We start from the raw sequence: 25,089 nt of genomic DNA, 5'->3' as shown, positions 1-25,089 counted from the left end.
GTCACCCGCCGCCGGAAAACGTCCGGCGATCGCCAGGACACCACCGGAAGAACTCGGGGTGACCTTCAGTTCTCGGCGGACAAGATCGCGGTCAGCAGCCCCGGATACCGGGCGTCCAGGTCATCCCGCCGGACCGTGCCGATGCGCGACGTGCCCTCCTTGCGCATCCGGATCACCCCGGCCTCACGCAGCGTCCGCAGGTGATGGGTGCGGGTGGACTTGGTCACCGGCAGCTCGATCGCGCCGCACGCCACCCCGACCCCGATCCGGTCCATCTCCCTGACCAGGTGCAACCGCACCGGATCGGCGAGCGCGTGCAGCACCGCCTCGATCCGGATCTCGTCGCGCTCGGGATGCACCAGCTCGTCACTCATGGTTCCCATAGTACGAGATCTATCGTAGTTCGACGAGTTTCGTAGTACGGTGATTCTCGTACTAGCCGTCGAAGGGGTCATCTTGTCTCGCATCCACCTGCTCGCCGCCGGGGCATTCGCGGTCGGCACGAGCGGCTACATCGTCACCGGGGTCCTGCCCACCGTCAGCCGTGAGCTGCACGTCTCCGCTGCCGCCGCCGGCCAGCTCGTCACCGCGTTCGCCATCGCCTACGCGCTCACCTCGCCCGTGCTGGCGGTCGTCACAGGTCGCTGGGAACGCAGAAAACTCATGATCGCCGCGCTGCTCACCAGCGCTGTCGGCAACGCGCTGGCCGCCGTCGCCCCGACGTTCGAGCTGCTGCTCGGCGCCCGCGTGATCAGCGCGCTCGGCGCCGCCGCGTTCACGCCGGTCGCCACCGCCGTCGCCACGGTGCTCGCCCCGCCGGACCACCGCGGCCGCGCGGTCGCGATCGTCTTCGGCGGTCTCACGTTCGCGCTGATCCTGGGTGTGCCGCTGGGCAACGTGATCGGCGAGCAGCTCGGCTACCAGGGCGTCTTCGCGTCGGTGGCGGTTCTCTCGGTGCTCGGCGCAGTCGCGATCCAGTTCGGTGTGCCTCGCGTGGACGCTCCCCCGTTCGCCGGCCTGCGCGAACGGTTCGCCGCCGCCCGCGACCGCCGCGTGCTGCTCGTGCTCGGCATGACCGTGCTGGCCTGCCTCGCCGCGTTCAGCGTGTTCACCTACATCGCGCCGATCCTGACCTCTCTCGCGGACGTGCACGGCTGGACCATCAGCGTGCTGCTGCTCGTCTACGGCGTGGGCGGCGCGATCGGCAACTCGGTCGGCGGCCGCGTCACGGACCGCTTCGGCAGCCGGGTGCCGTTGCTGGTGATCTTCAGCGTGTTCATCGTGACCGTCGCCACGCTGCCGCTCACCGCGACGACGGCCCCGACCGCGGGCATCGTGCTGTTCGTGTGGGGCCTGTTCACCTGGTCGGTCAACCCGCCCATCCAGAACTGGCTGATCGAGCTGGCACCACGTGAGTCGAGCGGAATCCTGTTGTCCATCAACGCTTCCGCGATCTACTTCGGAGTGGGCCTGTCGGGCGTGTTCGGCGGCGTGATCATCAACAACGTCGGCCTGCTCGCTCTGCCTCCGATCGCCGCGCTGGTCGCGCTGGGCGCGCTCGGCCTGCTCATCGCGCACCCGAAGCCCGCGCTGGTGCCGGAAACCGTGTGACCAGGGGCACGGTTTCGCTTGTGCCCCAAGCACCACCAGCCACATCGTCCGAAGTGGACGACGTGGCCGGTGGTGCGCTTAGTACACATCCGGCTCGATGACAAGGGCTTGGCACAGCGCGGTCCTTCGTTCAGGATGCCGCGGGTGCGGAGTGCAGCGGGGTTCGGCGACGGCGGCGAGATCTCCGGCGTCGCGTGGTCACCGCGCCTTCCGAGCACCGCCGAGGAGGTCCTGACCTCGGCTCGCCGGGGTGACGAGGACGCGTTCCGAGCCCTCTACCGCGACGTCCAGCCGAAGCTGCTGCGCTACCTCCAGGTGCTGGTCGGAGCGGACGCGGACGACGTCGCCTCCGACGCCTGGCTGCAGATCGCGCGCGACCTGGGCACGTTCCGCGGCGACCTCGACGGCTTCCGCGGCTGGGCGACCACCATCGCCCGCAACCGCGCCCTCGACCACCTGCGCCGTCAGCAGCGGCGGCCGGTCGTGCTCGGAACGGTCGACGACGTGGCCGAACCCGCGAGCAGGGAGGACACCGCCCAGTCGGCCGTGGACTCCATCACCACCGACGCCGCGCTCGCGTTGATCGCCAGGCTGCCGCGCGACCAGGCAGAAGCCGTGCTGTTGCGGGCCGTCGTCGGCCTCGACTCGAAGGCCGCCGCCAAGGTCCTCGGCAAACGCCCCGGCGCGGTGCGCACAGCCGCGCACCGGGGTCTGCGCACCCTCGCCTCGTACCTCGAAGAAAGCCCTCCACCAGGGAAAACACCGCAGGAGTGACAAAAAACAGAGCCCTGACGCTGAAGGACGTGAGATGAGAAACCACGGTGACCGGAACGACCGCCTGAGCGACCTGCTCGCGGCGGCGTCCGCTCCTGCCCGCGACCACGAGCTGGCCGGCGAGCAGGCCGCCGTGGCCGCGTTCCGCGCCGCTCGTCTCACCACCGCCCCTCAGCGACGGAGACACAAGATGCTGACGATCAAGATCGCGGCTGCCGCGGCCGCCGCGTTCGGCGGAATCGCACTCGCCGCCGCGGCGGGCGCGCTGCCAGGCCAGCACCGCGAGGACCCGAAACCCGCCTCCGACACGACAGCGATCGTGTCCAGCACGAAGGCGACCACGCCCGAGCACAAGCCGGACCACAGCGCTTCGCCGTCGCCGTCGCTCAAGGGACTGTGCCAGGCCTACACCGCGGGTGCGGGATCGGAACACGGCAAGGCGCGCGAGAACCCGGCGTTCAGCGCGTTGATCACGGCCGCGGGTGGTGCCGACAAGGTGCCCGCCTACTGCTCCGACCTGCTCGCGGACAAGCCGGGCAAGTCCGGTGACGCGCCTGGCAAGAACGACACCTCGCCCGGCAACTCCGGTGAGGCGCCCGGCAAGCCCGGTGCCGCGCCAGGCAAGCCCACGCACCTGAACCGCTGACGCCCCAAGACGTTCCGGCGACCCGAGCTCTCCCGCTCCCTCACCGGGTCGCCTGTGCCAGGACGGGCGGCGGTCTGCCCCACACGCCGCCGCTCGTCCACCCCTTCCCGCTACCCCAGGACCTGGAGGAGCGCCTTGACCGACGACTGTCCGCACGCCGTCTCAGCCGGCAGCTACCTGCTCGAACTGCTCACTCCCGAGGAGACCGCCGAGTTCCGCCACCACAGCAGGCTGTGCCTGTCATGCCAGCGGGAGATCGTGTCGCTGCTGCCCGGCGCCCTGTTCCTGCAGGAACTGAGAGCCGACATCCTCGGGGCCGAGCAGCGCCTGTGCACGGATCGGCCCGTGCTGACCACCGTCGCCTCGCGGGAACCGCGCTGGATCGCGGGCTGCGACGCGTTCCCTCACCCGGACTGGTAGCGGAACGACGCCGTGGCGGGCTCGGCGCACACCGCGTCGGCCGCCTTGTCGTCGTCCTGCAGGTACCAGACCTTGGCGCGGTACTCGGTCCACCCTGACACCGCACGCCCGTTGACCGAGTCCGGGCCGATGGCGCCCTTGGACTCCAGCTTCGCCACGCCGTCCGCGCCCGCGGGGACCAGGCCGAGCACGACACCGTCCGGTCCCAGCGCCGCGAACTCGATCTTCACGCCCTGCAGCGGACCGTCACCGGTCAGCTTGGCGCTCAGGCTGAGGTCGGATCCCCGTGCCGTCACGGGTTCGACGCTCAGGTGATAGCCGCAGCCACCGCACGCGGTGACCGCGGCGGGCGACGCCAGCACGAGTGCCAGCGCCGCCGCACGGGACTTCATCAGCAAGGACCGCCTCCGCTTTCGCCTTCCGCCGGGAACGGGCTGAACGCCTGCGACACGGCGATGTCGAGCAGCTGGGCGGACTCGCCGTCCAGGTACTGCATCTGCCCGTTCACCAGCTTGCCCGGATCCATCATGCTGAACACGAACTTCCGCGTGTTCGGGTCGCCCATGTCCGGCGGCGGCAGCACCGTGATGCCGGAGATGCCGGGGTCACCCGGAATCTGGCGGCCGAGCTTGCCCGGACTCGCCTCGACCGGGTACACGAAGATCGGAACCGGGCCGAGCTGGACCTGGAACTCGGCGTTCGTCCTCTTCTTCATGTCGAACACGTGGAAGCGCAGTCCACTGTAGACGTCGTCGGGGTTCGTCTTGAACGCCCACTTGTACAACGGGAACAGCGGCTGGTCGAACTTCTCGATGCGCAGGCTCAGGTCCATGTCGAGCTGGGCGCTGATGCTCGGCGCGACCATGCTGAACCGGTCGTAGGAGCCCTCGACGCCGATCCCGACGTAGAACAGGCCAGGCCGGATCGTCATGTCCCGCACCCCGTCGACGACCACGTACACGCCGTCGATGCGCAGGTTCCTGGCCTTGATGTGGCCGTCGTTCACGTGCAGCGTGAGGATCGGGATTCCAATGCAGGCGACGATGTCCTGCTCGAACTCCTTGATGGCGCCGCCCTGTTCCTCCTTGAGCTGGAACGCTCCGCCCACCAGCACCGAGCCGGTCGGGCCCGGTTCGGACTTCAGGCGCGTGCTGAACGTGTGGAGGTCGTTCTCCGCGACGGTGACGGTCACCTTCTCGCCGAGGTCGAGGAGCTTCGCGAAGACGTCGTTGACCTGAAGCCCCTGATCACCCTCGTTGTGGTCCTCGTCGTTCTTCAGGGCGAACCTGCCCTGCACGAACGCCTCGGCGTCGAGTCCTGGAGCCGCGGACGCGACCGTGATCACCGGCACCTTCAACGCGTTGCCCTGGTCGTCGGTGCCCTTGATGTCGACGTCCACGCACGGCGCGTTCGGTCCCTGGTCGCACGCCGGAACGTCCGTCAGCCTGGCTCGCGCGGAAGCGGGTGCTCCCGCGTACATGCCGGTGACGTGGGCGTTGACCATGCTGATCGGGCTGCTCGCGGCGACCCGGACGTGGCTGTTGTCGCCGAACTTGCCCGTCACCTGCAGGCTCGCCGGCACCCCGTGCACGTCCGCCGCACCGCGCAGGGTCCCGTACTTCGTCGTCGTAGTCGCCTCGGCCCGCAGCTCCAGCACGTCGATGCCACCGGACGCGCTGTACTGGATCTGCAGGTCGTGCGCCCGCTTCGGATCGGTCTGGTCGAACCCGAACGGGCCGATGTGCAGGTCGAACGGCGACGGCAGGCCGCGCAGGGTCGCCTTCGCCGCGGCGTACGGCGCCACGTCGAACAGTCCGTCGAGCCGCACGTACGCGTTGAGCGGCACGTTGGCCGGCGGGCGGTAACCGACGACGTCGATCTTCTTCGCCGCCATGTCGACCTCGACCACCGTCGGCAGCCCCGGCAGCGACACCGTGCTCACCAGGCCGAAGCACTTGCCCAGCAACGAACAGATCGGCGACTCGTCCTTCGCGCACCCCGCACCCGAGCACGCCCTGGCCTCGGCCGCGATGCCGTGCTCGTACAACGGAACCTGCCCGATCGCGTCGAGCGCGGCCACCTTGCCGACGCGGGCCTCGGCGAGCAGGCCCACCGGGCGGTCGGTGCGGTAGCTGAGCTTCCCGTCGCCGTAGCGCACGTCGAGCGAGCTCGGCAGGCTGACCTTGCCGAACGCCGTGTACCGGTTGTCCGCGGCGAGCCGGAAGTCACCGTCGAACGCGAACGTCCCGTCGCCACTGCGCATGTCGAACCCGACGCCGTCCGGTTTCGGCGCCACCGCGACGAGCGACAGCGAGCCGACCGCGGCACTGGCGTCGAGATCACCATTGCCCTGGTTGTAGTGCGCGGCGACGTGCTGACCGCGGGGTGCGGTCGCGCCCGCGTGGTTCGTGACGGCGAACGCGGCCGACCCGATCGGTCCGGTCGTGCTCTGGAACTTGAAGTTGCCGTCGGCCCAGTCCGCCGTCATCTTCGCCGGGATGTTCAGCGCCTGGGCGAACGCCTGGTACTCGCGTCCCGCGAACGGCACCTTCGCCGCGCGGAACGTGATGCCGCCCAGTGCTGCCGACGCCGACGACTCGAAGTGCTTCGCCGGTGCGTCGACCAGCACGTCCAGATCAGCGGGCACACCGTTCGCCGACGCGGACAGGTACCCGGCGTCCACTCCGGACAGTGCGGCCGTGATCTCGTTGATGGGCGCGGAGTTGTGCACCCCCAGCGTCGTGCGGGCGTCGAACGTGCCGACGACGTGCACGGTGGCCGGGAGCTTGTCGATCGACGCCCGTGCCCGCAGCGTTCCGAACGACGTCTGCGTGTCGGCTTCGGCGGCGACCGTCAGCACACCGAGCGGTGCCGAGGCGCGGTAGCCGACGTCGACGCGGGCGGGGTTGCCGTCGACCGTGATCGGGCCCACGGTGAGGTCCACATTGGACGGCAAACCGTCCAGCGTGACCTGGCCTTCGAGCCTCGGCAGGTTCGGCAGCAGGCCGCTGATCTCGATGTACGCCTTCAGCGGCGCGGTGGCGGTGTACCCGGTGAGCTCGATCTCCTTGTTCACCAGGTCGACCGCGAGCGTGGTCGGCAGGCCGGGCAGCCGGATCGTGCCGACGAGCCCGAGGCACTTGCCGAACAGCGTGCAGATCGGCGAGTCGTCCTTCACACAGCCCGCGCCCTCCGCACAACCGCGAGCCCGCACCGCCACGCCGTTCTCGAACAGCGGCGCGCCGAGTCCGTTCAGCGCGGAGACCTTGCCGACGTGCACGTCGGCCTGGAGCGCGATCGACTTGTCACCGGTGTAGGTGAGCTTGCCGTCGGCGAGGTCGATCGTGAGCGTGAGGTTTGTCGGCAGGTGATCGATGCGCGACGTGACCGCGAGACGCGTGTCGTCGGCGCCGTTCGCCGCCAGCACCACGTCCGCGTCGACGAACACCGGTTGGCCGTCCGTGTTCAGCTGCAGGTTCGCCACCTGCTTCGCCGGGCCGCGGGCGTACTCGGCGAGCGTGAGGTTGCGGATGCTGACACTGCCGTCGAAGTCACCGCTGACCTGGCGGTAGTGGGCCGAGACGTGCTGCCCGGCCGGCATGGTCGCGCCGCCGTGGTTCGTGACGGAGAACCGTGCCGCGCCAAGTGCTCCGGACAGGCCGCGGAACCGCATCAGGCCGTCGGCGAAGTCGGCGTCGTACTTCGCCGGAACGCCGGTGAGCTCACCGATCGCGAGGAAGTCGCGGCCGGAGAACGGAACCCTGGCGACCGCCGCGATGGAGCCGATCGGCGCCGACGACGTGCCGTCCAGGTGCCGCTTGGGCAGGTCGACCAGCACGTCGACCTCGGTCGGCAGGTCGGTCAGCGCCGCGGACAGGTAGTGGTTGCCGGTCGGGTCGAGTCGCTCGACCCCTTGCGGGCTCACGAAGAGCTCGGCCCTCGGCACCGCGCTGGACGCCCGGTAGCTCACCTTCGGCACGTCGCCGAGGTCGTACCGCACGTCCACGGTCTGCGGCAGCCCGTTGATCGCGGCTACCGCACTCGGCCCGTTCGCCGTGTCGACGTACGCGGCCTTCACCCGTTGCACCACGGAGCTCGCGTTGAACTGCACCCGACGCGCGACGGTGTCGAGGTCGAATCCCAGCGTGGCGGGCAGGTTCGACACGTCGAGGCGCGTCTTCTGCCTGCCGTCGACGATCCCGGCCGCGACGAACGGCTGCCCGCCCGGCGTGAACTCGGTGCCACCGCGGGGGTGCTGGTCGAAGTACACGTCGATCTTGCGCAGGCCCTTCACGCGGGCGCTCGCGCCGAGCTTGGTCCCGGTCAGCACCGCGGTGGCGTGGTCGCCGTCGAGCGGCGCGTAGTCGCCGAGTTCCTTCGACACGAACACTTCCGCCGAGCCGAGCGGGGTGTTGGCGTCGAACAGGACGTGCCTGCCGGGCAGGTTCGCGTCCACGTTGACGATCGTCGGCAGCTCGCGCAACGCACCGCGCAGCACGATCGCCGGATCACGGTCGAAGAACGAGACGTCCAAACTGGACAGTGCGGACGCGGCGTCGTAGTCGAGCGTCACCCGGTCGTTCGCCGAGTTGAGCGCGCCACGCCACTGCGTCGGCAGGTTCTTCGCGGCGGCGCGGACGGAAGCGTCGAGCCTCTCCCCCGCGTAGACGAAGTCGGCGAACAGCACGTCGTCGATCGCGTCACTGGCGTTGTAGTCGACGATGTCGTCACCGCCGTCGCGCGGGCGGGTCAGCGCGGCCGACACCTGGTTCGGCAGCTGGTCGACGACGAGCTGGTCGAACCTGTTGGTGCCACCGGAGTTCGACAGCACCTGCACGTCGAGCTTGGTGCGCTTGGTGACCGTGGCGTCGACCGTCGCCTTCTGGTCGCGGTCACTCGCGCCGGGGTCGATGAACGCGTGGGCGGTGAACACGTTCGGCACGGGCGCGAACTGCGCACTCGCCACCGTCGGGTCATAGGCCAGGCCTTGGTCGTCGTCCGTGACGTTCGCGAGGCCTGCGGTGATCGCGAGCGAACCCGCAGCGCCGACCTGCAGCACGTTCGCCTTGATGTCGAAGATTCCGCGCAACGCCTGCAACGGCGCGAAGGTGTAGAGCCCGACAGCGGCCGTCGGAAGTCCCGCTCCGCGCCGGAAACCGTCGAAGCCGACCGAGAGCCGCTTGTGCGTCGGCAGGTCGTAGACGGCCCACACGTGCGCGGGCAGGTCGCGCCCGGCGAACTCGCTGGTGGGCAGGCGGAGGTTGACCACACCGAGGCCGAGGTGGATGAGGTTGAGCAGCGCCTCGGTCTTGGCCTTGAGCGTGTTCCCCAGGTCTTCCAGCAGCTTCTCGAGGTTCAGCCGCTCGATCAGCAGCTCCGGGTGCAGGATGACGTTGAGCGGGTCCTTCAGCAGCTCGTTGACGATGTTGAGCCGATCGCGGGCGATCGCGATCTCGCGGTCGAGGTTCGTGAGGTCCCTGACCACCGCGGCGATGTCACCGGGTGCGGCGACCGGCACGAGGTCGGTCAGCACGTCCGGTGTGCGGTCGCCGGTGACGTCGACGATCGCGGGCACACCCAGCGGCAGCGTGAGCGAGCACGACACGGCCTTGGTCTGCGACTCGGAGCAGACGCGGTAGGTGATCCTGGGGATGCCGTCGGGCAGCTGTTGCAGCAACGCGAGCGGGTCGACGGGCAGTGGCGGCGGCAGGTTGCCGGACGTCAGCGCGTCGATCAGCTCCTGCAACGTGGCGGGCCTGCTCGGGTCGACGACCTGGGCGGAGCGGACCTGCGGTTGCAACGCGTTCGCGTCCAGCGCAGGTTTGCCGTCCTTCGTGCGGCCGGCCTTGTCCAACGTGGCCAGTGCCTCCGCGCTCGTGGCGTCGACGAGCTCCTGACCCGGCCGGAGCGGGAGGTCCAATGTGGACGGCGTGACCGGAGGGTTCGGCGTGATCGGCACCCGGTCGACCGGCACGCGGCCGTCGGGTCCAGGATCGAGCGCGGGCAACGGCGCGATGGGTTGCGCCTTGGACGCCTCGTTCTCGATGTTCGGCGAACCGTCCTTGCCGGGGTCGATCGCACCCAGGTCACCCGGCGCCGCGGGAGGTGTCGCCGTGGCCTGCGCACCGAGTCTGTTCTCGGCCGCCGCAGGGTTCTGGGGCAGTTGCGGCGGTAGCTGCGGTGGCTCCGATGTGGGCGGTTGTTGCGTGGTCGGTGGTGGTGCCGGTGTCGGCTCCGCTTGAGCGGGAGTGACGGCGAGGGTGGTCACCAACGCGGTGATCACACCTAATGTGCCGATGCGCAGACGTGCTGAAGCCACAACGACTCCCCCGGTCGGTAGAGCATTCCCCCTAGCTCTACGGCAAGCGGAGCGAAGCACACGGTGCGAATGGACCACAGTCCACATTCACCAACACCACTCGAACGGCCTAGCGAGACCGGGTCGATGACCAGCCAAAACAGAGTGATCGTCACAATTTTTGGTTGCTACAAAGGAGAATACGAACTACTGGCGCCCTTGCCGCTCCCGGAACGCGATCATGTTCATCCGGTTGCCGCACCGGACGCTGCAGAACCGCTTCTGCCCGTTGCGGGAGAGGTCGAGCAGCAGCCCCGTGCAGTCGTCGGCCGCGCAGATCCGCAGGCGGCCCATCTCGTCCATGCGGATCACGTCGATGAGCGCGAGCGCGGCCTCCACCTGGAGCCGTTCGGCGAGCGGCGAGTCCAGCTCGGTGGCGTGGATGTGCCAGTCGAGCGAGTCGTGTCGCACCAGGTACGGCAGGGCCTTGGCGTCGCGGAGCATCTTGTTCACGACTTCGACGGCGTCGTCGCGGCTCAGGGTCCACACGTGCCGGAGCAGCGTGCGCGTCTCGTGCACCTCGCGCAGCTCCGCCTCGTCGCGGTCGAAGCGGCCGGAGAACGGGTAGCGGTGGACCAGGTCCGCCAGCTGCTCGACCGTCGCCAGCTCGTCGGTGCCGCTGCGGGACGCCTCGGGCTCCGTGTTGCACAGCGCGACCATGAACACGAGCGCGTCCACCGTGTCAGGGGCAAAAAGCAAATTGACTCCTTACTCGGACCGGCCTACCGTCAGGGGTATCAAACAGGTTAGGCCATGACACGGTTCCGGAGTGGGAGGCAGACGTGGGTGCGTCGAAGTCGACCGGTCTGATCGCGGCGGCGATCTCGTTCATCTCGTTCGGCACCTCCGGAGCGTTCGTCAAACCGCTGCTGGAGGCAGGCTGGTCTCCGGCCGCCGCGGTCACGGTGAGAGCCCTGTTAGCGGGCCTCGTGCTGCTCCCGTTCGTCGTGTACTCGTTGCGCGGCAAGTGGGAGCTGCTCTGGCACGCGCGCTGGCCCGTGCTCGGCATGGGCGTGGTCGGAGTCGCGGTGACGCAGGTCCTCTACTTCGCCGCGATCAGCCGCATCCCGGTGGCGACGGCGTTGCTGATCGAGTTCCTCGCGCCGCTGATCCTGGTCGGGTTCACCTGGGCGGTCAGCAGGCGCACACCCGCCCCCGTAGTGCTGATCGGTTCCGTGCTCGCGGTCGGCGGCCTGGTGCTCGTGATCGGACCAGGCGCGATCCAGGCCGTCGACCCGATCGGTCTCATCGCCGCTTTCGGCGCCGCCATCGCGTGCGCCGTGTACTTCGCGATCGCCGGGCGTCCCAACAACGGTCTGCCGCCGGTCGCGCTCGCCGGAGCGGGCATGCTGCTCGCCGCACCCGTGCTGGCGATCGTCGGAGCGACCGGGCTGCTGCCGTTCAAGGCCGAGTTCGTGGACGTGCCGTTGCTGGACGGCGACACCACCGTCGCCTGGTGGGTGCCGTTGCTCATCGTTGCTGTCGTCGGCACCGCACTGGCTTACGCGACCGGCATCACCGCCTCCGGAATTCTCGGGTCGCGGCTCGGGTCGTTCATCGCTCTGATGGAGGTCGTGTCGGCCTCCGTGTTCGCGTGGCTGCTGCTGGGTGAGGGGCTCACGCCGGTGCAGCTGCTCGGTGGCCTGCTGATCGTCGGTGGCATCGCGGCGGTGCGGGCGGAGCGGCCGGCCGAGGAGCCGGCCGCCCCCGTCCTCGCTCAGACCTGAACGTCGACGATCCAGGTGACGCCGAACCGGTCGGCGAGCATCCCGAACGCCGGCGCCCACTGCGCCGGGCCGAACTTCTCGATCACGTTGGCGCCGTCGGCGAGGCCTTCCCAGATCGGGGTGACCTCGTCGACGGACTCGCCGCGCACGGACAGGAAGAACGGTTCGTCGGTGATCGTCGTGCCGTTCTCGCGACGAGTGGTGGACTCGGCGATCGGGGCCTCCGGACCGGGCACGTCGTAGGCCATGACGCGGAAGCCGTTGTCCGCCTTGACCTCGCCGAACACGACGTTCGTCGCGCCGGGGAGCTCGGCGGGCATGCCGAAGTCGGCGTAGGTGATGACGGTGAGCTGCCCGCCGAAGACCGAGCGGTAGAACTCCAGGGCCTCCCTGGCCTGGCCGCGGAAGTTCAGGTGAGGGACTGCGTTGAGTGACATGAGAGGGACTTTGTCAGCAGTAGCGGACAGGGAACGTCCGCTACTTGTGCCAAGCTGAAAACATGCCCATCGCCACGTCGACGACCACGTCAGGCCGCCTGCTGTCGTTGCTGTCGCTGTTGCAGGTCCGGCGTGACTGGCCGGGGTTGACGCTGGCCCAGCGGCTCGGGGTCAGCGAACGCACGGTGCGCCGCGACGTCGACCGGCTGCGCGAGCTCGGGTACGTCGTGCACGCGGTCAAAGGGCCTGATGGCGGGTATCGGCTCGAAGCGGGCAGCCAGGTGCCGCCGCTGCTGTTCGACGAGGACCAGGCGGTCGCGCTCGCCGTGGCGTTGCGGATCGCGGTCGGCACCGGGGCGGGCATCGAGGAAGCGGCGGCCCGTGCGTTGGCCACGGTGCGTCAGGTGATGCCGTCCCGGTTGCGGCAGCGGATCGACGCGCTGGAGATCGAACCGGCGGGCGTCGGCACGCAGGTGGACACGGAGTCGTTGCTGGCGATCAGCACCGCCATTCGTGCCCGCGAGGAACTGCGGTTCGACTACCACTCCCCAGGACGGCCGGAACAGCGTCGCCGCGTGCAGCCGCACCACCTCGTGGTCCGGTCGGGCCGCTGGTACCTCGTCGGGTGGAGTCCGGAACGCGAGGACTGGCGGACCTACCGCGCCGACCGGATGACGCTCCGGGTGCCCAACGGACCTCGGTTCACCCCGCGGCAGGTGCCGGGCGATGACGTGGCGGCGTTCCTCGACGCCCGGTTCAAGGGATCGGACACCAACGCCTGGCCCTGCCGCGGTGAGGTCGTGCTCGGACTGCCTCTCGCCGACGTCGCTCCGTTCGCCGGCGGCGACACGGCGGAGGAGGTCAGTCCTCAAAGGACCCGGCTGGTCACCGGGTCGTGGTCGTGGGCTTCCTTGGCCGCGCGGCTCCTGCGGTTCGACGCGGAGATCGAGGTGGTCGGGCCGCAGGAGCTGCGTGACGCGTTCGCCGACCTGTCCCGCCGCGCCGCGCGGGCCGCTACCTCGTCGGCTGGGTCTGCTGGTTAGGTTGTGCCTGCTGGTTTCGCTCCGACACGCTCGACGCGACGGTCTTGCCGTCCTCGGTCTCGGCGATCACGGTCACGGTGTCGCCCTGTTCGACGGCCTCGATCACGGTGTCGCTGTCGATGACGTAGGTCTTCGTGTAGCCGTCGGTGGACTTCACCTCGACGGACGTGTCGCTGATCGAGGTGACCTCGCCGGTCTGGAACTCGCCGTGCGTCGCGGTGCCGAAGCCCGGCCCACCCCGCACACCGCCGCCGTCGGGCGGGGTTCCGCCGTTGCCACCGGGACCGCCCATCCCGCCGGGTCCGCCCATGGCGTTGGTCTGATCGCCGGTGCCGGTGGTGGCCGCGTAGATCGCGACACCTCCCGCCGCCGCGATGCCGAGCGCGATCGCCGCGGCGGCCACGGTCTTCTTCACGTTCCAGCCCGACTTGCGGGGCTGTTCTTCCGGTTGCGCTTCGGGTTCGGTCATGGCACCCACCATCACGATCGTTTCTGTGCTGGGCCTGTGTGTGACGTCAGCACGGGCTGTGGGTGGCGCACAGGTGGTTCACAGCGGACGCACACGACCTCCCCAGCCTGAGCCGCGAAGGTCGTCCGCATGAGACGAGAACGCCTGGCACTGGCAGCCCTGCTGATCGCGACGGCCGCGCTGTACCTGTGGCGGCTGGGCGACTCCGGCTGGGCCAACGCCTACTACTCCGCCGCCGCGCAGGCCGGTGCGACGAGCTGGAAGGCGTGGTTCTTCGGTTCGTCCGACGCCGGCAACGCGATCACCGTCGACAAGACGCCCGCGTCGTTGTGGGTGATGGGCCTGTCCGCGCGCCTCTTCGGGGTCAACGCGTGGAGCATCCTGGTGCCGCAGGCGTTGATGGGCGTCGGCAGTGTGTGGTTGCTCTACGCGACGGTGCGGCGGTGGTTCTCGCCCGCTGCCGCGCTGATCTCGGGTGCGGTGCTCGCCCTGACGCCGGTCGCGGTGCTGATGTTCCGCTTCAACAACCCGGATGCGTTGCTGGTGCTGCTGCTGATCGCGGGCGCGTACTGCGTGACGCGGGCGGTCGAGAACGCCAGTCCGTTCTGGCTCGCGCTCGCTGGAGCGGCGATCGGGTTCGGGTTCCTCACCAAGATGCTGCAGGCTTTCCTGGTGCTGCCGGCGTTCGCGCTGGTCTACCTGTTCGCCGCACCAACGTCTCTGGGCAAGCGAGTGCTGCACCTGTTCGGGGCGCTGGGGGCGATGATCGTCGCGGGCGGGTGGTGGATCGCCGCCGTGGAGCTGACGCCGGACCGGCCGTACATCGGCGGCTCGCAGACGAACAGCGTGCTGGAGCTCGCGTTGGGCTACAACGGTCTCGGGCGGATCACCGGGGACGAGGTCGGCAGCGTGGGCGGCGGTCGCGGCTGGGGCACGCCGGGCTGGAGCCGGCTGCTGGGCTCGGAGATGGGCAGTCAGATCGCGTGGCTGCTGCCGGCCGCGGTGGTGCTGCTGCTCGCCGGGCTGTGGCTGGTCAAGGGCAGGGGTCGCACCGCGCTCGCGTTGTGGGGCGGCTGGCTCGTCGTCACGGCCGCGGTGTTCAGCTTCATGAACGGGATCATCCACTCCTACTACACGGTGGCGCTGGCTCCCGCGATCGCCGCGATCATCGGCATCGCGAGCACCGAGCTGTGGCGACGCAAGGACGAACCCGCCGCGGCAGCGGTGCTGTCCGGCTCCCTCGCGTTGGCCGCACTGCAGGCGTACGTGCTGATCAACTCGTTCTCGACGCCGGTGGCGGTGATCGTGCTGATGAGCGGGCTGATCGCGGCGGTCGGGCTGGTGATGTCGATGCGCTGGGCGATTCCGGTCGCCTTGGTCGCCGCGCTGGTCGGCCCGACCACCTACTCGTTCGCCACCGTGATCACCCCGCACACCGGCGCGTTGCCGGTCGCGGGCCCGTCGTCGATGCGAATGGGCGGCGGTGGCTTGCTCGACGCGACCACCGCGGACACGGAGCTCGTTTCGCTGTTGCAGGCCGACGCTGATCGTTACCGCTGGGCCGCGGCGACGGTCGGATCCAACAACGCGGCGGGACTCCAGCTGTCGAGCGGGCAGGCGGTGATGGCGATCGGCGGGTTCAACGGCACCGATCCTTCGCCGACGCTCGCCGAGTTCCAGGAGATGGTCCGCAATGGACAGATCCACTACTTCATCGCTTCCAACGGCAGGATGATGGGTGGCGGCAACAGCGGTGCGGCTCAGGAGATCGCCGAGTGGGTCACCGTGAACTACACCGCCACCACCGTCGCGGGCACTACCGTCTACGCGCTCGACGCCTCATGACGCGACCCGCACCAGCTTGCGGTTGAGGAACTCGCCGATGCCCAGCTCGGCGAGTTCCCGCCCGAAGCCCGAGTTCTTCACGCCGCCGAACGGCAACCGCGGCGAGTCGGCGAAGCAGGAGTTGATGTAGACCATGCCCGCCTCGATGCGCTTCGCCACTTCCTGGGCGTGGTCCACGTCGGCGTCGAAGACATAGCTGCCCAGGCCGTACCTGGTGGCGTTGGCCAGGCTGATCGCTTCCTCCTCGGTGTCGACGACGTAGAACGACAGCACCGGACCGAAGGCTTCCTCGCCGAACAGCGGGTTGTCCGCGGTGATGTCGGTGATGATCGTCGGTTCGAGGTAGAAGCCGGGACGGTCGACGCGGTGGCCGCCTTGCACGATCCGGGCACCTGCCGCCTCCGCCGCGGCGATCTGGCTCAGCAGGACTTCCAGCGCGCGTTCACTGGCGACCGGGCCGAGGTCGGTGGTCTCGTCGGCCGGGTCGCCCACGGTGATCGCGGCGAAGCGTTCCTTCAACGCTGCCAGCATTTCCGCGCCACGTTCACGGCCGACCACGATCACGCGCTTGATGTTCACGCAGCCCTGACCGGAGTTGTAGGTGCGACCCATCACGACCTGGTCGACCGCGTGGTCCAGGGGTGCGCCGGGCAGGATCAGCGCGGGATCGCTACCGCCCAGTTCCAGCACCGCCTTCTTGAGGTTGCGCCCCGCCCGTTCGCCCACGGCGGCACCGGCCCGTTCGCTGCCGGTCAGCGTGACGCCGCGGACCCGGAAGTCGTCGATCAGCGCGGCGATCTGGCCGGTGTCGCAGAAGAGATTGGTGTAGGCGCCTTCCGGGGCTCCGGCCTCTTCGAAGAGCCGTGCGAACGCCAGCGCTGACTGCGGCACGCTCTCCGCGTGTTTCACCATGACGACGTTGCCGGCCACCAGCTGGGACGCGGCGACGCGCGCCACTTGGTAGAACGGGAAGTTCCACGGCTCGATCGCGAGGATCACGCCGATGGGCTCGCTGACGAGCTTCGCGCCGGGCTCGCCGGGCAGGTCCTGGTCGGCCAGAAACCGCTCTCCGTGATCTGCGTAGTAGTCCAGGATGTCGGCCACCAGATCCACCTCGAAGTAGCCGAACTTGGTCACCTTGCCCATTTCCAGGGTCAGGAGGTCGACGTACTCGTCCCGCTTCTCGCGCAGGATCGCCGCGGCACGGGTGACGATCCGGGCCCGTTCGGCGATCGGCCGGTGTTTCCAGTCCTCGCGGTAGGTCCTGTCCGCAGTGGACAGTGCCGCGACGATCTCGTCGTCCGACTGCGTCCCGAACTCCTTCACGAGCTCGCCGGTGGCCGGGTTGATGGTGCGGAAGGTCATGGCCTGCTCCTCACTTCGCGTCGCCGTCGAACCGCACGCGGTCCGGGCTCGGTTCGATCCAGTCCTGGGCGCGGCGCCACCACACCTCGGCGGACGGCTTCAGGCCCTGCGGGTCGTCGAGGGTGCCCGCCTTCACGATCACCAGCTCGGGACGTTCACGCATGGTCGTGAAGATCGGGGTGCCGCAGTCGCCGCAGAAGAGCCGGTCGCGCAGTTGGCCGTTCTCGGTGCCCACGGTCTGGTAGGACCTCGGCGTGCCAACGACTTTCAAGGAGTCGGCGGCGATGAGAACGTTCACCGAGAACGCCGAACCGCTGTGGCGCTGGCAGTCTCCGCAGTGGCACAGGACGACGAGATCCGGGGCGGCGGTGAACTCGTAGCTGATCGCACCGCAGAGGCAGTGTCCTGTTCGGACGGTCATCGGACGGCCTTTCCCACGGTGATGGCGGAGACGACGAGCAGCGCCAGCGCGGCCCAGGTGATCGAGGCGGTGCCGAAGCCCAGGATCAGCAGGCCGCCGACCAGACCGCCGAACGCGATGGAGCCCGAGTAGACGGTGATCGTGATGGACTGCGCGACGTCGGCCGCGTCGCCGGCGGTGTTGATCACCGCTCCGATGAAGAGACTGGGCGAGCTGCCGAACACGAAGCCCCACACCGCGACCGCCGTGTAGATCAGCACCGGCGAGCCGGTGAAGACGGCCAGCACGAGCACACAGGCGGCGAACACCGCGGTGCTGGCGATGGTGAGCACGCGCAGGTGCTCGTCGATGTACGCGCCGACCACGACAACGCTGAGGACCGACGTGACCCCGAACGTGAACAGGATCCAGCCCGTCTGGCCGCTCATCCCCGCGTACGCCAGGAAGTCCGTGATGTAGGTGTAGAGGATGTTGTGCGCCACCACGTACGTGGCGACCGCGAGCAGAATGGGTCGCAGGCCGGGGATCACGAACACCTTCGAGATCCTCGCCTCGGACCGCTGACCAGGCAGGTTCGGCAGCATCGCGAGAATCCACACCATCGTCGCGGCCGTCACCGCGGCCGAGGCGTGGAACGCGGTCTGCCAGCCGCCCAGCGACCCCAGCCAGGTGCCCAGCGGGACGCCGAGCGCGAGACCCACCGGCGTGCCGGCCAGTGCGATCGTGATGGCGCGGCCGTGGTGTCCTTCCGGGGCGAGGCGGGCCGCGTACCCGCCGAGCAGCGGCCAGATCAGACCCGTGCCGAGGCCCGCCGCGAACCGGAGCACCAACGTGAGCGCGTAGTCGGTGGAGAACGCGGTGAGGACGTTCGTGATCGCGACGACGGCGAGTGCGAGTTGCAGGACGTGCTTGCGCGGCCAGGCGGCCGTGAGCCGGGCGAGCGGGATGGCGCCGAGCGCGGTGGCGAAGGCGTAGATGGTGACGGTCTGGCCGGTCAGCGAGACGCTCGTGCCGAGCGTGCGGCTCATCTCCGGGAGCAGGCCGGCGGGCAGGCATTCGGTGAGGATGCCGACGAAACCGGCGAGGAACAGTCCGAGCAACGCCTTGCCGGGAAGGCGCTGCTTCGTTGGTGCGGTGAGTGTTTCGTTCACGGGTCCGAGCGTGCGGTCGCCCGGTCTCGCTAACCAGACACCCCGTTCAGCTACGTTTCGGCGTGGTACCACTCGCAGGGACAGGCTGAACCGCCCGGTCGGCGCGATACTCGACCCCATGGACACCAAGCTCGACCGGAAGGCGGAGCTGAGCGAGTTCCTGCGCACCCGCCGGGCCCGCCTCACGCCGGCCGACGTCGGTCTCCCCGACTACAGCACGCGCCGCCGCGTACCGGGCCTGCGCCGCGAGGAACTGGCCCAGCTCGCCGGTGTCTCCGCCGCCTACTACACGCGGTTCGAACAGGGAAACGCCGGCAACGTCTCCCCCGAGATCCTGGACGCGATCTCCCGCGCTCTCCGGCTGTCCGAAGCCGAGCACGCCCACCTCGCTCGTCTGGCGCAGCCCCAACGGAAACGCCGCGCCGCCCCTCGCCCGCAACAGGTTCGTCCCGCACTCGCCGACCTGCTCCGGACGCTGGAGGGCGTGCCCGCCTACGTGTGGGGCCGTCGCACCGATGTGCTGGCGTGGAACGACACCGCGTCCGCTCTGTTCGGCGACTGGGCCGCCCGCGCGCCCCAGGACCGCAACTGGGCCCGGATCGCGTTCCTCGACCCGGCCGCGCGGACGTTGTTCGCGGACTGGGAGTCCAAGGCCTACGACGTGGTGGGCCAGCTGCGGTTCAGCGCCGCGGGCAACTCCGACGACCCGCTGCTCGCGTCGCTGATCGGCGAGCTTTCCTTGAAGAGCACCGAGTTCCGCACCTTGTGGGCCGCGCACGACGTCAAGAAGAAGACGCACGGCACCATGCGGCTCTCGCATCCGCTGGTCGGCGATCTGTCCTTGCGCTACGAGACTCTCGTGCTCCCCGACGACGCGGAGCAGGCGCTGACCGTCTACCACGCGACGCCGGGCTCCTCGTCGGCGGAAGCGTTGCGGTTGCTCGCGAGCTGGGGTGCGGACGCGGCACTAGTGCCGTAACCGGCAGCCTTCGCCCCGTATTTCGGTGTCCAGACGGGTGCATCGTGGTGCCGGCCCCGCGTCCTCATCCTGGTTGGCTGTGGGCGTGGGGCCGGTGCCGCGAGGCGCCCTGCTGGGCGCCGGAAGACGCGGCGAAGGTTGCCGGTTGCGGCACTAGCTCCGACGCAGACGCAGCGCTGACACCAGGAAGAAGATGCCACCGATCGTCGCGTAGCCCGCGAGGTTCGCGAACGTCGGGTTCGCTGCGGACGCCATCACGATGAACGACGAGCCCGCGAGCACCGAGATGCCGCCGCTCAGGATCATCGGCCACTGCCCGCCCATCTTGCGGCGCGTGAGCGCGACCGCGAGCTGCACCAGCCCGGCGACGATCGCCCACGCACCCCACACGCGCAGCACCGCGGGAATGCCTGAGGTGGCGGCGAGGGCGAGACCGACGGCGGCGAGCAGGCTGATCGCGATGTTCACGTACAGGCCGGTGGCGCGGGACGACCGGGCGTCGACCACGGCCGCGGCCACGTCGAACAGCGGGTACAGGACCAGCAGGGCGATGGCGAGCGGCCCGAGCTCCTGCCTCGACACGAACAGCAGCGCGGCCCACACGACGGCGAACCCGAACCGGAAGAGGTAGAGCCGGCGCAGTGCCGAGGCGGTGTCGTTTCCGGTGGGTGAGGCAACGGCGGTCACGGAGAGGTCCTCTCGAACGGTGTAGGTAGACCGAACGTTCTACCTCTTTCGAGAGTGACGGGTCGGGCCGCGCTCGTCAAGACCGAACGTTCTATCGAGTAGAGTCGGCGGCATGGCGCGCACCGACACGACGCGGCCGTCCGAAGCGCGGACCCGGCTGCTCAACACGGCCCTGCGGATCTTCTACGCCGAGGGCATCCACGCCGTGGGCATCGACCGGATCGTCGAAGAAGCCCAGGTCACGCGCGCCACGCTGTACCGGCACTTCCTGGGCAAGGAAGAGCTCGTCGTCGCGTACCTGAACGAGGTCGACGCGGCGATGCGCGGCCAAGCGTCGGCCGCCGCCGAGCGGGGCAACTCCCCCGCCGAGACCCTGCGAGGGCTCGGCGAGGCCATCGCGGCGGGAATCCGCTCTCCCGAGTTCCGAGGCTGCGCGTTCCTCAACGCCGCCGCCGAGTACCCCGACCCCGCCCACCCGGTGCACCGGACCGTGCTCGCCCACCGCCAGTGGTTCCACGACACGGTGGAGGCGCTGTTCACCGAGCTCGGCACGCCGTCCGCGGAGCCGGCAGCGCGCCACTTCGTGATGCTGCGCGACGGCGCGATGGCGGCGGGCTGCCTGTCCGACGCCTCACTCGTGTGCGAGACGTTCCTGCGCGGTGTCGACGGTCTCCTGCGAGTGCACGGCTAGGACCACCGGGAACGGTGTTGCGGGACACACCTGGTCTGTGCCGACGCTCAAGTGCCGTGAACTACGTTGGGAGTATGGAGATCCTCGACATCCCGGTCGCCACGCTCGCGGGCGAGCCCGGTGACCTGAGCCCGTTGCGCGGCAAGGTGCTGCTGATCGTCAACGTCGCCTCGCGCTGCGGCCTGACCCCGCAGTACGCCGGCCTGGAGCGGCTCCAGGAGAAGTACGGCGCGGAAGGCTTCTCGGTCGTCGGCTTCCCCTGCAACCAGTTCATGGGCCAGGAGCCGGGCACGTCCGAGGAGATCGCCACGTTCTGCTCGACGACGTACGGGGTGTCGTTCCCCCTGTACGAGAAGATCGAGGTCAACGGGGCCGACGCGCACCCGATCTACCAGCAGCTGACCCAGCAGGCCGACGTCGACGGCACCGCGGGCGACGTGCAGTGGAACTTCGAGAAGTTCCTGGTGTCGCGCGACGGTGCGGTCATCAGCCGGTTCCGGCCGAGCGTCGAGCCCGAGGACGCCAAGATCACCGCGGCGATCGAGGCAGCGCTCCGGTAGTCACCAGCGGCGGTCCTTGACGAGCAGCAACCGGGAGAACTGGTCGATGCTCCCGGTGGTGCCGCCTTCGTCGAAGTCGGCGTCCATCATCGCGTGGTGCCGGTCGGTGCGGAACTCTGCCAGCAGCAGCCAGCCCGCCCTGATGTAGGTCGTCGGCCCGGAGTTGCCCGAGCCGTCGGTGCCGTCGACCTTGCCGGAGTACTTGGTCGCGCTCTTCGTCATGATGTCGCAGAACGTGTTGGCGAGCGGGGTCATCATCGCGGCGGTGATCCCGTACCGGCCGGAGACGTACAGCCGGTGCAGGCCTGCCACGTCGAGGCTGCCGTGGCTGTTGTCCTCACGGGTGCCGCTCGTGGGTCCGTAGCCCCAGCTGTAGGCGGGCCTTCCCGCCGGTGACGTGACAGGGGTGACGGTCGCGAAGAACCAGTCGACACTCGCCTTCACGATCGCTTCGTAGCGGGTGACCCTGGCGGGCGCGTCGCCGAGGATCCGGTGGGCGGCGGCCAGGTTGTGGAAGCCGTAGTTGAACATCATCTGCTGGTTCCACGGCACCTGGTTGCCGGGCTGGTAGGCGGAGTCCGCGGCGAAGTACTGGCGGTTGCCGCGGGAGAGGTCGAGCAGCCGCGACAGCACGTGCCCGTCCAGTGCGCGGTCGCCGCCGGCCACGAACGTCCGAGCACGGGCGAGATACGTGGCACCGTGGCCGAACGGGTCGGAGAGGGTCCGGGACCAGAGCGCCGGCGTTTCCAGGATCAGCCTGGCGCAGTTGCCGAGATGCCCGATGGGATCACCCTGCTCCCCGCCCGTTCCGATCGGCGCGGTGCGGCTGTTCGGCCAGGCCGGGTCGATCCCGCCGGTCCAGAGCCGGTACTGGCCGACGGGCGCCGCCGCCAGGTCGTTGCGCTGCGACAACACGGCGTCGCAGAAGCCGATCATCCGGTCGAGGATCGCGGTGTCCTTCGAGATCTCGTAGACGATCCCCATGGCCTTGACCTGCTCACCGCTGCGACCCTGCGCCCAGTCGTTGCCGACGTTGTCCGGCGCGGGTGTGAGACCGGCGATGTGCGCCTTGAACGAGCTGATCTCGTTCTGCGTCACCGCGAGCTCGAAGTCGTCGACCTTCATCAGCGTGGCGGCACGGGCTTCGGGCGCCCCGTTCATCAAGAGCAGCACGATCCCGGCCATGATCCACGTGCGCATGCCAGCCTCCCGGAAGGGTGTCGGCGGCGTCGTCAACGTAGCCGCGCGCCGAGCCGGGAGTCACGCCGTGGGCCAACCACGAGCCGCCGGAACCATCCGGTGGATCACCGGGATCAGCCGGGATCGCGGCGGGCTCCAGACGTGCCGGTACTCGTACGGCCAGGCGTAGGTCAGGGCGCCGTCGCGCACGCAGTCGAGCAGGCCGGGCGCGTTGAGCTCCTGGGCCGACCACTCGTAGAGCTGCCGCAACCGAGGCGCGATCATGCCGAAGTCGACGAGCCGCGCGAACCCGTGCTCCTGGGCGAGGTAGTACGGCACCTCGTCGCTCAACGGGTACCGATCCGGCAGCACGCGCGAGAGCTGCAGGAAGATCCCGGTCATACCGAGCCTCGGGTCGCCGAGCAGCGGTGCCAGCGGACGCAGCCAGCCGAGGGAGATCCGCGGCGCCGCGACCAGGGCGTGCGTGTAGAGCACCCGGCACAGGATCACGTTCATGAAGAACCGCTCCGGCTCGTTCTCCGCCTCGGCCAGGTCGCGGTGCTCCAGGTAGGCGGCGACCACGCTGCCGTTGTGCGCCCGGTACCAGGCCTGAGCGGTCGGCTTCGAAGCGAAGGCGAACCACTGCGCGGCCGGGTGCGACGACGGCGGGCCGGACAGCCCACCGCTCAACGCCACCGCCTCGCACCCGTCGCGCAGGATCCGTTCGTTCACCGCGCGCCACCACGGGCTGCCGATCGCCGGCGTCAGCACACCCCGGCGCAGCTGCCAGCGCATGAACGACACGGCGGCCCGGCGGAACGGCAGGTGCCGGGGCGCGGTGCCGAACGGGCCGTGGTAGCAGCGTTCCATCAACGCCAACCGGCCCGCCGGGTCGTCGCGCACCTCGTCGACCTGCCGCCGCGCCCTGGCAGCGGCCGTGTCCGTCACGCGGACATGCTGTCAGATGTTGGTGCTGTTGGGGATCAACGAAGGCCGCAGGTACTGGTACGGCACGGCACGGCGGCGGTTCCTCGCGACGATCTCGGCGTCGATGCTGACGAGGTCGTTCTGGAACCGCGAGTGCCCGGCCGCCACCGGCGTGGCCTTGAAGTCGTCCTCGTAGTCGCCGAGCACCGTGTGGTGGATCGAGCCGAGGAAGTGCATCACGCAGAACTGCTGCACGGCGACATCGAGCGGCGGCAGGTTGTCGAGCCAGTCCGCCTCCGTGTGTCCCTTGCCGGTCGGCTCGGGCGTGTAGCCGGCCAGCGGGTTCGCGGGCAGGAACGCCAGGTGGTCCTTCTGCGCGAAGTTCACCGCCGCGTGCTGCGGACCCGCCGTCCAGATCACCATCGTCAGGATCTCGGCCAGGTCGTGCAGGTCGGCGACGTGGCCGGGCGTGGCACCGAAGTCGCGGACCTGACCGCCTTCCGGTGACGCGACCTCCGCGGCCCACGCCTGCAGTTCGTGGTCACCGAGCACCTCTGCGTCGCTGCGGTAGTACGTGGACACGAACGTGCCGACCCACTCCGAGATCGCCTGCCACACCAGCAGACCGTCGTCGCGGTACGGGAAGTGCGGCAGCTCGCGACTGCCCCGCGTGCCCGTCGACTCGAGCACGGTAGGCAGGTAGTTGCCGCGGAACGACCGCTGCGCGCGGTGCTTCGCGAGCCACGGGTAGGTGCTCGCGAGGTCGGAGCCGATCAGGTACTCGACCGCCTTGCCCGGCTGGATCAGCAGCTCGACCGCGAGCTTGTTGATCGAGAACGTGCCCTCGAAGTGCCTCCGGAGCAGCACGGCGACCGGGTGGTTGGCGGCGAGGTTGCGCACCGCGGCGAGCAGCACCGGTTCGCTCATCAGGTGCGTGAAACCCAAGTGCGTCAACACTTCGTGGTACGTGTTGTGCGCCGAGAGCACGCAGTTCTTGGCGAGCTTCCACGAGTAGCCGTCGGCCGGCGTGTAGATCTCGCGGCCCGCCGGGTCCTGGCCGCACTGGATCGCGAACGGCCGCAGCGCACCCCCTCGCCGTGGCACGCAGAACGCGGCCATCGGCGCGTACATGTACTTCGGTGCTTGCGGGTGCTTGCCGTTATCCAGTTCGGACATGGCCTCGTAGTCCACCCAGTACACGCGGCCCTCGGCGATGGCGGTCGCCAGGTCATCAGTCCCGAACTCGGGCAGCTTCGTCAGGTGCTCGTTCGTGATCGGGAACTTTCCGGGGACGGCGGTCATGCGGTTCAGCCGGGTCGGGTCCGGTCCCGCGACGAAGCACTCGGCGAAGTACTCGTCGGTCTCGAACCGCTCGACAACGGACGGCGGCTGCGCCAATGCGAAAACGTCTCGGAAGTCCTGAAGGCTCTTTTGTCTCAATTCGCCCGTGGTGCCGCCGGGAACGGGCATGAAGTAGTCGACGAGCCCTGCCATGTCGTCGGCCCGGATCATCTGCGCGAGCTTCACCGGCGCGAGCGGCTGCAGTTCGTTGACGAAGTTCCACCGGCCCCTGCGCTTGAGCACGCGCAGGTTCATCCGCAGCTTTTCCTGGGCTTCGAGGGACTTGAGCTGCCAGCGCTTCCCCGGTCCGTCCTCGCCGGTCGTACCGGCGGCGACGGGGAATCCCATCTCCATGTCGTACCGGTACGCGGACCGGACCGCGCCGACCTGTTCCGCGCGTTCTTCCCTGCTGTCGTGCTGCGAAATGAGATACTCCGCCACAAACCCTCCACGTTGCT

At 69.3% G+C, this 25,089-nt stretch carries 23 protein-coding genes; 10 read left to right on the top strand and 13 right to left on the bottom strand.

Going from position 1 to position 25,089, the window contains the following annotated elements; genetic code table 11:
• Positions 1–65 precede the first annotated feature (65 nt).
• Positions 66–383, bottom strand: a complete 318-nt coding sequence (locus AB0M24_RS01450) for a transcriptional regulator (RefSeq protein WP_363759261.1) — start codon at positions 381–383, stop codon at positions 66–68.
• A 70-nt stretch (positions 384–453) separates the two neighbouring features.
• On the opposite strand from AB0M24_RS01450, the gene AB0M24_RS01445 reads away from it, so the two are divergent.
• The 4 genes from AB0M24_RS01445 to AB0M24_RS01430 all read left to right on the top strand — a co-directional run bounded on the left by AB0M24_RS01445 (position 454) and on the right by AB0M24_RS01430 (position 3,451).
• Positions 454–1,611, top strand: coding sequence for an MFS transporter (locus tag AB0M24_RS01445; RefSeq protein ID WP_363761536.1), 1,158 nt, complete (start codon positions 454–456; stop codon positions 1,609–1,611).
• A 144-nt stretch (positions 1,612–1,755) separates the two neighbouring features.
• The gene (locus tag AB0M24_RS01440) at positions 1,756–2,385 is read left to right on the top strand and encodes an RNA polymerase sigma factor (protein WP_363759258.1); all 630 of its coding nucleotides are present in this window, start codon (positions 1,756–1,758) and stop codon (positions 2,383–2,385) included.
• A 34-nt stretch (positions 2,386–2,419) separates the two neighbouring features.
• Complete coding sequence (locus tag AB0M24_RS01435) at positions 2,420–3,031, top strand: hypothetical protein (protein WP_363759255.1); 612 nt, start codon at positions 2,420–2,422, stop codon at positions 3,029–3,031.
• 135 nt (positions 3,032–3,166) lie between these two features.
• A complete protein-coding gene (locus AB0M24_RS01430; RefSeq protein ID WP_363759252.1) occupies positions 3,167–3,451 on the top strand; it encodes a hypothetical protein in 285 nt (94 codons plus the stop codon).
• Here AB0M24_RS01430 and AB0M24_RS01425 read toward each other — a convergent pair.
• The 3 genes from AB0M24_RS01425 to AB0M24_RS01415 all read right to left on the bottom strand — a co-directional run bounded on the left by AB0M24_RS01425 (position 3,436) and on the right by AB0M24_RS01415 (position 10,508).
• On the bottom strand, positions 3,436–3,843 hold the full coding sequence (locus AB0M24_RS01425; RefSeq protein WP_363759249.1) for a hypothetical protein: 408 nt from the start codon (positions 3,841–3,843) through the stop codon (positions 3,436–3,438). The two genes, AB0M24_RS01430 and AB0M24_RS01425, sit on opposite strands and share 16 nt — an antisense overlap.
• A complete protein-coding gene (locus tag AB0M24_RS01420; RefSeq protein WP_363759246.1) occupies positions 3,843–9,770 on the bottom strand; it encodes a hypothetical protein in 5,928 nt (1,975 codons plus the stop codon). The genes AB0M24_RS01425 and AB0M24_RS01420 overlap by 1 nt, the downstream gene beginning before the upstream one ends.
• 186 nt (positions 9,771–9,956) lie before the next feature.
• Complete coding sequence (locus AB0M24_RS01415; RefSeq protein ID WP_363759243.1) at positions 9,957–10,508, bottom strand: CGNR zinc finger domain-containing protein; 552 nt, start codon at positions 10,506–10,508, stop codon at positions 9,957–9,959.
• Between the two features lie 83 nt (positions 10,509–10,591).
• Here AB0M24_RS01415 and AB0M24_RS01410 point away from each other — a divergent pair, with 83 nt between their 5' ends.
• Complete coding sequence (locus tag AB0M24_RS01410) at positions 10,592–11,536, top strand: EamA family transporter (RefSeq protein WP_363759240.1); 945 nt, start codon at positions 10,592–10,594, stop codon at positions 11,534–11,536.
• Here AB0M24_RS01410 and AB0M24_RS01405 read toward each other — a convergent pair.
• The gene (locus tag AB0M24_RS01405) at positions 11,527–11,973 is read right to left on the bottom strand and encodes a VOC family protein (RefSeq protein WP_363759237.1); all 447 of its coding nucleotides are present in this window, start codon (positions 11,971–11,973) and stop codon (positions 11,527–11,529) included. The two genes, AB0M24_RS01410 and AB0M24_RS01405, sit on opposite strands and share 10 nt — an antisense overlap.
• 62 nt (positions 11,974–12,035) lie before the next feature.
• Between AB0M24_RS01405 and AB0M24_RS01400 the strand changes: the two genes are divergently transcribed.
• Positions 12,036–13,016: a WYL domain-containing protein gene (locus AB0M24_RS01400; RefSeq protein ID WP_363759234.1), complete on the top strand. Its 981-nt coding sequence runs from the start codon at positions 12,036–12,038 to the stop codon at positions 13,014–13,016.
• Here the strand turns inward: AB0M24_RS01400 and AB0M24_RS01395 are convergent.
• Positions 12,988–13,485 (bottom strand): hypothetical protein, encoded by a 498-nt coding sequence (locus AB0M24_RS01395; protein ID WP_363759231.1) that lies wholly within the window; start codon positions 13,483–13,485, stop codon positions 12,988–12,990. The two genes, AB0M24_RS01400 and AB0M24_RS01395, sit on opposite strands and share 29 nt — an antisense overlap.
• A 129-nt stretch (positions 13,486–13,614) precedes the next feature.
• On the opposite strand from AB0M24_RS01395, the gene AB0M24_RS01390 reads away from it, so the two are divergent.
• Entirely contained in the window at positions 13,615–15,330 is a 1,716-nt protein-coding gene (locus AB0M24_RS01390) for a glycosyltransferase family 39 protein (protein ID WP_363759228.1), read from the top strand.
• On the opposite strand, the gene AB0M24_RS01385 is transcribed toward AB0M24_RS01390, so the two are convergent.
• Genes AB0M24_RS01385 through AB0M24_RS01375 form a run of 3 tightly spaced genes read right to left on the bottom strand, consistent with a single transcriptional unit; the run spans position 15,325 to position 18,267 of the window.
• Entirely contained in the window at positions 15,325–16,695 is a 1,371-nt protein-coding gene (locus tag AB0M24_RS01385) for an NAD-dependent succinate-semialdehyde dehydrogenase (RefSeq protein WP_363759225.1), read from the bottom strand. The genes AB0M24_RS01390 and AB0M24_RS01385 overlap by 6 nt on opposite strands.
• 10 nt (positions 16,696–16,705) lie before the next feature.
• Positions 16,706–17,116, bottom strand: a complete 411-nt coding sequence (locus tag AB0M24_RS01380; protein WP_363759222.1) for a GFA family protein — start codon at positions 17,114–17,116, stop codon at positions 16,706–16,708.
• A complete protein-coding gene (locus AB0M24_RS01375) occupies positions 17,113–18,267 on the bottom strand; it encodes an MFS transporter (RefSeq protein ID WP_363759219.1) in 1,155 nt (384 codons plus the stop codon). The genes AB0M24_RS01380 and AB0M24_RS01375 overlap by 4 nt, the downstream gene beginning before the upstream one ends.
• Before the next feature lie 118 nt (positions 18,268–18,385).
• On the opposite strand from AB0M24_RS01375, the gene AB0M24_RS01370 reads away from it, so the two are divergent.
• Entirely contained in the window at positions 18,386–19,246 is an 861-nt protein-coding gene (locus AB0M24_RS01370) for a helix-turn-helix transcriptional regulator (RefSeq protein WP_363759216.1), read from the top strand.
• 153 nt (positions 19,247–19,399) lie between these two features.
• Here AB0M24_RS01370 and AB0M24_RS01365 read toward each other — a convergent pair whose 3' ends face one another.
• Entirely contained in the window at positions 19,400–19,933 is a 534-nt protein-coding gene (locus AB0M24_RS01365; RefSeq protein ID WP_363759213.1) for a hypothetical protein, read from the bottom strand.
• Positions 19,934–20,045: 112 nt separating this feature from the next.
• On the opposite strand from AB0M24_RS01365, the gene AB0M24_RS01360 reads away from it, so the two are divergent.
• Both AB0M24_RS01360 and AB0M24_RS01355 read left to right on the top strand, forming a co-directional pair.
• Entirely contained in the window at positions 20,046–20,624 is a 579-nt protein-coding gene (locus tag AB0M24_RS01360; protein WP_363759210.1) for a TetR family transcriptional regulator, read from the top strand.
• A 74-nt stretch (positions 20,625–20,698) separates the two neighbouring features.
• The gene (locus AB0M24_RS01355; protein ID WP_363759207.1) at positions 20,699–21,184 is read left to right on the top strand and encodes a glutathione peroxidase; all 486 of its coding nucleotides are present in this window, start codon (positions 20,699–20,701) and stop codon (positions 21,182–21,184) included.
• Here AB0M24_RS01355 and AB0M24_RS01350 read toward each other — a convergent pair whose 3' ends face one another.
• The 3 genes from AB0M24_RS01350 to AB0M24_RS01340 are packed head-to-tail and all read right to left on the bottom strand — an operon-like array spanning position 21,185 to position 25,072.
• Positions 21,185–22,384: a hypothetical protein gene (locus AB0M24_RS01350; RefSeq protein WP_363759204.1), complete on the bottom strand. Its 1,200-nt coding sequence runs from the start codon at positions 22,382–22,384 to the stop codon at positions 21,185–21,187.
• Between the two features lie 60 nt (positions 22,385–22,444).
• The gene (locus tag AB0M24_RS01345) at positions 22,445–23,311 is read right to left on the bottom strand and encodes a hypothetical protein (protein WP_363759201.1); all 867 of its coding nucleotides are present in this window, start codon (positions 23,309–23,311) and stop codon (positions 22,445–22,447) included.
• A gap of 12 nt (positions 23,312–23,323) precedes the next feature.
• Complete coding sequence (locus tag AB0M24_RS01340; protein WP_363759198.1) at positions 23,324–25,072, bottom strand: lipoxygenase family protein; 1,749 nt, start codon at positions 25,070–25,072, stop codon at positions 23,324–23,326.
• Between the last annotated feature and the right edge of the window lie 17 nt (positions 25,073–25,089).

Source organism: Lentzea sp. NPDC051838 (assembly GCF_040681245.1).
Lineage (GTDB): Bacteria > Actinomycetota > Actinomycetes > Mycobacteriales > Pseudonocardiaceae > Lentzea.
Note: the sequence above shows the minus strand (reverse complement) of the source record. Positions and strands in the feature narration are given on the sequence as shown.